Source organism: Klebsiella sp. X1-16S-Nf21 (assembly GCF_002837615.1).
GTDB classification, from domain to species: Bacteria; Pseudomonadota; Gammaproteobacteria; order Enterobacterales; family Enterobacteriaceae; genus Klebsiella; species Klebsiella variicola.
On record NZ_PJDK01000010.1, the window covers coordinates 89,595 to 99,071 of the forward strand.

Sequence of the window (9,477 nt, forward strand, 5' to 3'; positions counted from 1 at the left end):
TCGCTAACGACTTACCCTGTCTTTCCCTTAGCGTCCAACGGTCCCTGTTTCTTCCTTTTCCCTTTGAAACGTCTCCAAGACGCGCGTCATCCTGACTATCCTGTGGTCTTCGCCTCCTGGCGCTTCCTGACCCCTCGTCCTGAGTCTTAATCCTTTCAGCATCCCCGCCGTTGTGTATTACTTTACCCTGTTGACAAAAATCGACAACCAGCCAGGCCGTTAAAAAAACATTTTCAGATTTCTCTATTTTTATAACTTGTTTTTTTTCAGTTAATTACATCTGTATCGTCTTATTTTTCTCAGGTATGTCCTATACGAAGAATAGTCAATGTCTCACAAACCATATGGTTTTTACTTACAGGAACGGCGTGCGGTAAAAACAGCCTTTTTCTGCTGTTCAGGTATAATCCCTGCCATAGCCTGTTTTAACGGAGACGACCGTCTTGACCAACTGGAATTATCAACTGACGCACTTTGTCACTAGCGCGCCAGATATCCGCCATCTTCCTGCCGATACCGGCATTGAAGTGGCGTTCGCCGGCCGCTCCAACGCGGGAAAATCCAGCGCGCTAAATACGCTGACCAACCAGAAGAGCCTGGCGCGTACCTCCAAGACTCCTGGACGTACGCAGCTGATTAACCTGTTCGAAGTCGCCGAGGGCAAACGCCTGGTTGACCTGCCCGGCTATGGTTATGCGCAAGTACCTGAAGAGATGAAGATCAAGTGGCAGCGCGCGCTGGGAGAGTACCTGGAAAAACGTCTGTGCCTGAAGGGCCTGGTGGTGCTAATGGATATTCGCCACCCGCTTAAAGATCTCGATCAGCAAATGATCGAGTGGGCGGTAGAAAGCGATATTCAGGTGCTGGTGCTGTTGACCAAAGCCGATAAGCTCGCCAGCGGCGCGCGTAAAGCGCAAGTGAATATGGTGCGTGAAGCGGTACTGGCCTTCAATGGCGATATTCAGGTTGAACCTTTCTCTTCGCTGAAAAAATCTGGCGTGGATAAGCTGCGACAGAAGCTGGATAGCTGGTTTAACGAAATCCCGCCGCAAGAAGCCGTTGAAGACGCCGAGTAACCCCCGCTTTTTCCGGATAACGGCGCGTAGCGCCCTATCCGGACGTTCATATTACGCGCTTTTAACTGCATCAAACTTTTCTTTCGCGCAATAAAAAACGCCCCGGTCATAAATGACCGGGGCGGCTAAAATATTCAGCCAAATCCGATTACGTGAAGTAAAAGGTCTGAAAGATAGAACATCTTACCTCTGTACCCTACGCGATTAACTCTACTCTTCTTTCGCTCACGGATAAAGCATTTTTTGTAGTTTTTTTTCACTATTTACATAGCAAATTCAAATGATCCTCACAAAACGCTATAAGTTATGTTGCTTACTTACAGAAAATCGCTTTGCGCTTTGTATACTTAGTGCGCTTGATCCCAGTTTTCGCCACTACCGACTTCCACCAGCAGCGGCACCGCCAGCGTAGTGCTGTTCTCCATCAGTTCATGGATTTTTTTCGACACGGCATCGAGCTCATCTTTATGCACTTCAAAGACCAGTTCATCGTGAACCTGCATGATCATCCGCACGCGAGGTTGCTCCTTCCGCAGCCATTCATCAACAGCAATCATCGCCCGCTTGATAATGTCTGCCGCTGTCCCCTGCATCGGGGCGTTGATCGCCGCACGTTCCGCGCCGGCGCGACGGGCACCATTGCTGGATTTAATATCCGGCAGATAGAGTCGACGGCCATCCAGCGTTTCAACGTACCCTTGCTCTTTCGCCTGAGCGCGGGTGCGCTCCATATACTCCAGGACGCCCGGGTAACGCTCGAAATAAAGATCCATATACTTCTGTGCTTCTTTACGCGGGATGTTCAGTTGGCGGGCCAGGCCGAAGGCGCTCATGCCGTAGATCAGACCGAAGTTGATGGCTTTCGCACTGCGGCGCTGTTCGCTGCTGACGCTGTCCAGTGGTAAGCCAAACACTTCAGCCGCCGTCGCCCGGTGAATATCTTTCCCTTCAGCGAAGGCGGTTAGCAGGCCTTTATCCCGCGACAGGTGCGCCATAATACGCAGTTCGATTTGCGAGTAGTCCGCTGAGACAATGACGTAATCTTCCGGCGCGATAAACGCCTGGCGAATGCGCCGTCCTTCTTCGTTACGCACTGGAATATTTTGCAGGTTTGGATCGGTAGATGACAAACGGCCAGTGGCAGTAACCGCCTGATGATAGGAGGTATGCACGCGCCCCGTTTTAGGGTTAATCATCAGCGGCAGTTTATCGGTATAGGTCGACTTCAGTTTCGCCAGCCCGCGATACTCCAGAATCACTTTTGGCAACGGATAATCCAGCGCCAGCTCCTCCAGGACCTCTTCAGACGTGGATGGCGCACCGCCCGGCGTTTTCTTCAGCGGCTTGATACCCTGTTTCTCAAACAGGATCGTTTGCAGCTGTTTAGTGGAGGAGAGATTAAACACTTCCCCGGCAATCTCATGTGCGCGCTGCTCCAGCTCAACCAGACGCTGGGCGATCTCCAGGGAATGCGCATGCAGCACGGCAGGGTCGATTTTCACGCCATTGCGCTCAACCCGAGACAGCACCGGCACCAGCGGCATTTCGATATGCTTAAAGATATTCAGCGGACCTTCATGCTGCTGCAGCTTCGGCCACATCTTCAGATGCAGCTGGAGCGTGACGTCGGCATCTTCCGCCGCGTAGCGGCCAGCCTCCTCCAGTGCAATCTGGTTAAAGGTGAGCTGGTTCTTACCTTTACCAGCGATCTCTTCAAAGGTAATGGTTTTATGCTTCAGCCAGCGGTCGGAAAGACTGTCCATATCGTGGCGGCCCGCCACGCTGTCGAGAATGTAGGATTCCAGCATGGTATCGAATGCAATCCCGCGCAGCTCAATGTCATAGTTGGCCAAAATACCGCGATCGTATTTGAGATTTTGCCCGACCTTGAGCAGCTTCTCATCCTCCAGCAGCGGTTTAAGTAACGCCAGTACGCGCTCGCGGGGGATCTGATCCGGCGCATCAAGATAATCATGCGCCACAGGGACATAGGCGGCCACGCCAGGCTCAACAGCGAATGAAAGACCGACCATATTGGCAGAGATATTATCCAGGCTGTCGGTTTCCGTATCAAAGGCAAAGAGCGGCGCTTGCTTCAGCTTATCGATCCAGGTGACCAGCGTGGCCTCATCAAGGATAGTGACGTAGTGCTCTGCTGAAAGGGCGGAGGCCGGTTCATCCTCTGCTTCTGCCTGTGCCGCTGCCGCAGGCTCTGCAGGTTTAGCGGCCGGTTTGCCGCCCTTCGCTTGCAGCCATTTCCCGGCCTCGACGTCGGTTGTCCAGCGCTTAAACTCATACTGCCTGAACAGCGCCAGCAGATCGTCAGCCGCCGGTGGCTGCACCTCCAGCTCTTCGCATGTGAGCTCCAGCTCGACGTCGGTTTTAATGGTCGCCAGCTGATAAGAGAGATAAGCCACGTCCTTGTTCTGCTCCAGCTTCGCCGCCATCGTTTTCGCGCCGCGGAAGCTCAGTGCAGCAATTTTCTCCGGTTCCGCATACAGCGTATCAAGGCCGCCAAGGCCTTGCAGCAGCGCCTGGGCGGTCTTCTCGCCCACGCCCGGCACGCCAGGAATGTTATCCGAAGAGTCGCCCATCAGTGCCAGGAAATCGATAATCAGCTCCGGCGGGACGCCATACTTGGAGACCACCTCATCCGGTCCAAGGATGGTGTTAGTCATGGTATTGATTAGGGTGATCCCCGGCGTCACCAGCTGAGCCATGTCTTTATCACCGGTGCTGATCAGCACCGGACGACCCGCCCTTTCCGCTTCCCGCGCCAGGGTGCCAATCACATCGTCGGCTTCAACACCCGGAACTGCCATTAGCGGCAGCCCCATCGCTTTCACCATCTTATGCAACGGCTCAATCTGCGCGCGCAGATCGTCCGGCATCGGCGGGCGGTGGGACTTGTAATGTTCGAACAATTCATCACGGAAGGTTTTCCCTTTCGCATCAAAGACCACGACGGCGTGAGTCGGTTGATACTGCAGGATCAAACTGCGCAGCATATTCAGTACGCCGTACATAGCCCCGGTCGGCTCCCCTGCGCTGTTAGTCAGCGGCGGAAACGCATGATACGCCCGATAAAGATAGGATGAGCCGTCAACGAGGATGAGAGGGTTTTCTGGGATCTGAACCATAATTTCCGTGCCTGTTTATCAGATTATGGCTAAAGGATGCCACAGACGGGCATGAAATCCTGAATTTTTCCCGCATTTCGCGGAAAAGATTCAACGATCGTCGCGATCGCATAAGAACTTTGCTTGTGGATAACTTTGTGTATAGTTTTACAGCGTCAGCTTTACCGCCCCTGAAAATAAATGAACAAATACTATTACTCTTTATATATCAGTTAATTAAAAACAGATCGACGATCCTGGTATCAATTTGATGACCCAATGTTCCATGTGGATAGAAGATCCTTGTTTTTTTCTGTTCTCGTAAGACCCGTCATTTGCCGCGTTTTCTGGTAAAATCAGCCCCTTGCGCAGCTTAAAGGCGCTCTTTGTCAGCCTAACTTTCTGAATAAACTAACTATGTCGAGATTACTCGCTGCGATAACACTTCCGCTGAGTATCGCCTTAACCATCTTAGTCACCATTATCTGCTCTGTACCGATCATCGTCGCCGGGCTGATTAAACTGCTGGTCCCCATTCCAGCGGTATGGCGCTCTATATCTGTTTTTTGCAATTTTATGATGTATTGCTGGTGCGAAGGGCTGGCGCTGCTGTTGCATCTCAATCCCTGGCTTAAATGGGACGTCGAGGGTCTGGAAGGCTTAAATAAAAAGAACTGGTATCTGCTGATCAGTAACCACCATAGCTGGGCAGATATCGTGGTGCTGTGCGTGCTGTTCCGCAAGCATATTCCGATGAATAAGTACTTCCTTAAACAACAGCTGGCGTGGGTACCCTTCATCGGCCTCGCCTGCTGGGCGTTGGATATGCCCTTTATGCGCCGCTATTCACGCAGTTACCTTATTAGACACCCGGAACGCCGCGGTAAAGATGTCGAAACCACCCGCCGTTCATGTGAAAAATTTCGCGCGCATCCGACGACTATCGTCAATTTTGTGGAAGGCTCGCGTTTTACCGAAGCCAAAAAGCACGAGACGCGCTCGCCTTACGATAACCTGCTACCGCCTAAAGCGGCAGGTATCGCCATGGCGTTAAACGTGCTCGGTTCGCAGTTCGATAAACTACTGAATGTCACGCTGTGCTACCCGGAGAATAATACAAAGCCGTTTTACGATATGTTAAGCGGCCGCCTGACGCGCATTGTAGTACGTATCAATCTGGTTCCTATTGGTGAAGAGCTGCACGGCGATTACGTTAACGATAAGAACTTTAAGCGCGGCTTCCAGCGCTGGCTCAATGGGCTATGGGAAGAGAAAGACCGTCAGTTGACTGACATCATGCGGGACAAAGAAAGGTAGTCACTGCCAGAATAGCTAAGGTAACGCCGGTCAGTGACCGGCGTTTTTTTTATTTCTTCTCTACCAGTTGCTTCACGGTATCCGCATACTGAGCGACGAAGACATCCATATTGCTGGTGTCCATCCCCTGCGGGTTCAGCTGGTATTTACCATTAACATACATAGCCGGTACCCCCTGCAGCTGCAGATCGGCTGCCGCTTTCTCTTGCTGAGCGACCAGAGATTTCACCACGAAGCTATTCCATGCGGCATCGTAGTCTTCCCCTTTCACGCCAGCGTCGACAAACACTTTACGAATGTCAGCCACGCTCTGCACGGTCTGGGTTTTCTGCACGGCTTCGAACATCGGCGCAGTAATTTTATCTTCAACACCCAGCGCGATGGCCACCGCCCACGCCTGCGTCAGATCCTTGCCCAGAGGGCCCAGGAACTCAACGTGGTATTTGGTCATTTTGGTGCCTTCCGGCAGTTTCTGACGCACATTGTCAGAAACATGCAGCACTTCTTCAAACTGGTAGCAGTGCGGGCAGTAGAATGAGAAGAACTCGAGCACCTGCGGCTCGCCAGCAATCGGCTTATCAAGGGTGATGTACTGCTTGCCATCGGTGATCTGGGCAGCGGATGCACTAAAAGCCAGAATCATACCAGCCAGCGCCAGCCAAACTTTTTTCATGATTTACTCTCTCCTGGATATATCACATTAATACATTGGCGTTAACTGAAGCGGGGGTTCCTGTAGAACCTTCACCTGCTCAAGAAAAGTCGACGTCTGCCCCCGCCAGTAATCCTCCCCGGTTAACCAGGGGAAATTGACCGGGAAAGCGGGATCGTCCCAGCGTCTGAGCAACCACGCCAGATAATAAACCAGTCGCATAGCGCGTAAAGGTTCAATTAGCGCGATTTCATCGCTGTTAAAGGGGCTGAATTCCTCATAGGCCTCGACAATGGTCTCCAGCTGCATACGCTGTTCAGCCTTATCACCGTTGAGCAGCATCCACAGATCCTGAATCGCCGGGCCGGTTCGCGCATCGTCTAAGTCGACAAACAGTGGCCCGTCGCGCCAGAGGATATTACCCGCATGGCAGTCACCGTGCAGGCGTAACGTGTTCCCGCGGCCGTGCCATTGCTCCATGACGGCAGCAATGAGTTTATCGGTCGCCTTCAGGAAATCGGCCTTCAGGCCAGAGGGGATCAGCGTCGCCTGTTCAAACACCTGGCGCGGTTCCAGCAGGTACTCCTGGACGCCAATTTCCGGGCGGGCAGTAAAGCGCTGTTTGCGGCCCGTCTGGTGCAGGCGCCCCAGATAGCGGCCAACCCATTCCATCTGATCAAGGTTATCCGCTTCGAACTGACGACCGCCAAGGCTTGGGAAAACGGCAAAGTAGAATCCCTGATGCTGATGAAGCGTGCTGTCGTTAAAGAAGAGCGGCGCAGCAACGGGCACTTCATCTTCTACAAGCTGAAGCGCAAACTGGTGTTCTTCAAGGATCTGTTCTGCGGACCAGCGCTCAGGACGATAGAACTTTACCACATAGCGATGGCGCTCTTCGTCCTGGAACTGATAAACGCGGTTCTCATAGCTGTTTAGCGGGGTGAGACCGGAGTCCACCCGCATACCCAGATCGAATAACCCATCGATAATGGTATCCGGGCGAAGCGTCTGAAAAGTAAAAGCCTTATCGTGCATCCTGACTTCCGATAATCGTACGAATAGTTCAGGATATCATCTCATTGCACTTTACGCGGCAGCGCTTACAACCTTTTACTCTTTTATTACCCCGCGGGCGCGCAGCAGCGCGGTTTTAAAGTCCTCTTCATAATCCTTCTGAATACCAGGAATGACAGCATCTTTAGAAGAGTCACGCATCTTCAGGTGATAGATCAGAATATCGTCGGAAAGATCGCTCAGTTCGCCATCATAGCCAGCCTCTTTCGCCAGTTTCTGCAAAAATTGCATCAGATTCAGTTCAGGCTCTTTCTGCCAGGCAGGCTGGAGGAGTTCAATTACTTCATTCAGACGTTTACATTTCATGGTCATGCTCCTTACTCTTGATAGGGACAAGTTAACAGGGTCAATCCCACAATGAAAGAGGCGATATTCAGATGCAAAGCGAGGCGATAACCGGCGTCGTGCTGGCAGGCGGCAAAGCCACGCGAATGGGCGGCATTGATAAAGGATTACAGGCGCTAAATGGTCGCCCTCTCTGGCGTCACGTCGCGGAGACATTAGCCCCGCAGGTAGATGAGTTAGTCATTAGCGCCAATCGTCATCTTGAACAGTGGCGTGCCAGCGGATATCCGGTCTTTCGAGACATACAGGAGGGTTATCAGGGGCCGCTGGCCGGAATGCTTGCTGTGATGCAGCAGGTCGCGAGCACATGGTTTGTTTTTTGCCCCTGCGACACGCCGTTCATTCCGTCCTTTTTGGTGGAGCGCTTTATCCAGCAGAGAGGGGCCGCGCCGGTCGTTTGGGCCCATGACGGCGAACGGGATCATCCCGCCGTTGCATTAGTTCATCGTCAAATCATTCCGGAACTGGAGGCTTATCTGGCTCATGGAGAGCGCAGGGTGATGGTCTTTATGCGACAAGTGGGTGGGCGCCCGGTGAATTTCAGCGATGTGAAATCAGCGTTCATCAATGTAAATACGCTTGAAGATTTGCAGCAGATGCAGGAGCCATCATGACCCCATTACTGGCGATCGCCGCATGGAGCGGTACCGGAAAAACAACATTATTAAAGCGTCTTATCCCTGAGCTTTGTGTCAGAGGTCTGCGTCCCGGGCTGATAAAACATACCCATCATGATATGGACGTCGATAAACCCGGCAAAGATAGCTATGAATTACGTAAGGCGGGCGCTGCGCAGACTATTGTCGCCAGCGAACAGCGCTGGGCGTTGATGACTGAGACGCCAGAGACGCCGGAATTAGATCTCACGTGGCTTGTCAGTCGAATGGATGCCAGCAAACTGGACCTAGTTTTAGTGGAGGGGTTCAAACATGAACCCGTGCCGAAGATCCTACTTTTTCGGCAAAACAGCGGCCATCGTGTAGAAGAGCTGATAATTGATAAACATACCATCGCCGTGGCCAGCGATATGCCCATCGCGACCTCGCTTCCGCAGTTGGATTTAAATGATATTCAACAGATCGCGACATTTATTGCGAATTGGTTAGAGAGGCATTAGCAGTTTATCGGTAGGGTTGCTTCTTAACACAGACGTTAATGAATGGCATCGGCAGACAGGGGCCTCCCCGGAGGCGGTGCAGCGCACCTTGTCCGGGCTACAGGTCGTGCAGGGCGGGTGCGAATCCGTAGCCCCGGTAAGCGCAGCGCCACCGGGGAGACATGCCGGCACGCTGCCCGGTCCACAGAAACGCAAAAAGCCCATCCGTCAGGATGGGCTCTTCACTTGTTTGATGCCTGGCAGTTCCCTACTCTCACATGGGGAGACCCCACACTACCATCGGCGCTACGGCGTTTCACTTCTGAGTTCGGCATGGGGTCAGGTGGGACCACCGCGCTAGTGCCGCCAGGCAAATTCTTTGTGCTCGTCCTGTGTCTTTTGCACTCATACTGCGTTGGCTGCTCTCGCGAGTGTCAGTCACATACTTATGTATGCTCCTTCCATCGCCTCGTTTGCCGCCTTGTCTCAGCGCAAAATCCTTCGGACTCTGAATCAGAGCTGAAAATCTTCTCTCAAATCCGCCAAAACAGCTTCGGCGTTGTAAGGTTAAGCCTCACGGTTCATTAGTACCGGTTAGCTCAACGCATCGCTGCGCTTACACACCCGGCCTATCAACGTCGTCGTCTTCAACGTTCCTTCAGGAGACTTATAGTCTCAGGGAGAACTCATCTCGGGGCAAGTTTCGTGCTTAGATGCTTTCAGCACTTATCTCTTCCGCATTTAGCTACCGGGCAGTGCCATTGGCATGACAACCCGAACACCAGTGATGCGTCCACT

At 52.5% G+C, this 9,477-nt stretch carries 8 protein-coding genes and 2 rRNA genes; 4 read left to right on the plus strand and 6 right to left on the minus strand.

The features are described 5' to 3' along the window. Positions 1-443: 443 nt before the first annotated feature. A complete protein-coding gene (yihA, locus tag CW267_RS07260; protein ID WP_008807914.1) occupies positions 444-1,076 on the plus strand; it encodes a ribosome biogenesis GTP-binding protein YihA/YsxC in 633 nt (210 codons plus the stop codon). A 347-nt stretch (positions 1,077-1,423) separates the two neighbouring features. Here the strand turns inward: yihA and polA are convergent, their stop codons facing one another. After that, the gene (gene polA / locus CW267_RS07265; protein WP_100781511.1) at positions 1,424-4,216 is read right to left on the minus strand and encodes a DNA polymerase I; all 2,793 of its coding nucleotides are present in this window, start codon (positions 4,214-4,216) and stop codon (positions 1,424-1,426) included. Between the two features lie 396 nt (positions 4,217-4,612). Between polA and CW267_RS07270 the strand changes: the two genes are divergently transcribed. Continuing rightward, positions 4,613-5,512, plus strand: a complete 900-nt coding sequence (locus tag CW267_RS07270) for an acyltransferase (RefSeq protein ID WP_008807916.1) — start codon at positions 4,613-4,615, stop codon at positions 5,510-5,512. Positions 5,513-5,561: 49 nt separating this feature from the next. On the opposite strand, the gene dsbA is transcribed toward CW267_RS07270, so the two are convergent. The 3 genes from dsbA to CW267_RS07285 form a co-directional block, all read right to left on the minus strand. Continuing rightward, on the minus strand, positions 5,562-6,185 hold the full coding sequence (dsbA, locus tag CW267_RS07275; protein ID WP_008807917.1) for a thiol:disulfide interchange protein DsbA: 624 nt from the start codon (positions 6,183-6,185) through the stop codon (positions 5,562-5,564). A gap of 27 nt (positions 6,186-6,212) precedes the next feature. Beyond that, complete coding sequence (locus CW267_RS07280; RefSeq protein WP_008807918.1) at positions 6,213-7,199, minus strand: serine/threonine protein kinase; 987 nt, start codon at positions 7,197-7,199, stop codon at positions 6,213-6,215. A 75-nt stretch (positions 7,200-7,274) separates the two neighbouring features. Next, on the minus strand, positions 7,275-7,544 hold the full coding sequence (locus tag CW267_RS07285; RefSeq protein WP_002882612.1) for a YihD family protein: 270 nt from the start codon (positions 7,542-7,544) through the stop codon (positions 7,275-7,277). 71 nt (positions 7,545-7,615) lie between these two features. Between CW267_RS07285 and mobA the strand changes: the two genes are divergently transcribed. Next, the gene (mobA, locus tag CW267_RS07290) at positions 7,616-8,197 is read left to right on the plus strand and encodes a molybdenum cofactor guanylyltransferase MobA (protein ID WP_100781512.1); all 582 of its coding nucleotides are present in this window, start codon (positions 7,616-7,618) and stop codon (positions 8,195-8,197) included. Then, the gene (gene mobB, locus CW267_RS07295) at positions 8,194-8,700 is read left to right on the plus strand and encodes a molybdopterin-guanine dinucleotide biosynthesis protein MobB (RefSeq protein ID WP_100781513.1); all 507 of its coding nucleotides are present in this window, start codon (positions 8,194-8,196) and stop codon (positions 8,698-8,700) included. The genes mobA and mobB overlap by 4 nt, the downstream gene beginning before the upstream one ends. A 234-nt stretch (positions 8,701-8,934) precedes the next feature. On the opposite strand, the gene rrf is transcribed toward mobB, so the two are convergent. Both rrf and CW267_RS07305 read right to left on the minus strand, forming a co-directional pair. Further along, positions 8,935-9,050: ribosomal RNA gene (gene rrf, locus CW267_RS07300) — 5S ribosomal RNA — on the minus strand. Between the two features lie 192 nt (positions 9,051-9,242). Next, positions 9,243-9,477: ribosomal RNA gene (locus CW267_RS07305) — 23S ribosomal RNA — on the minus strand; the annotation flags it as partial.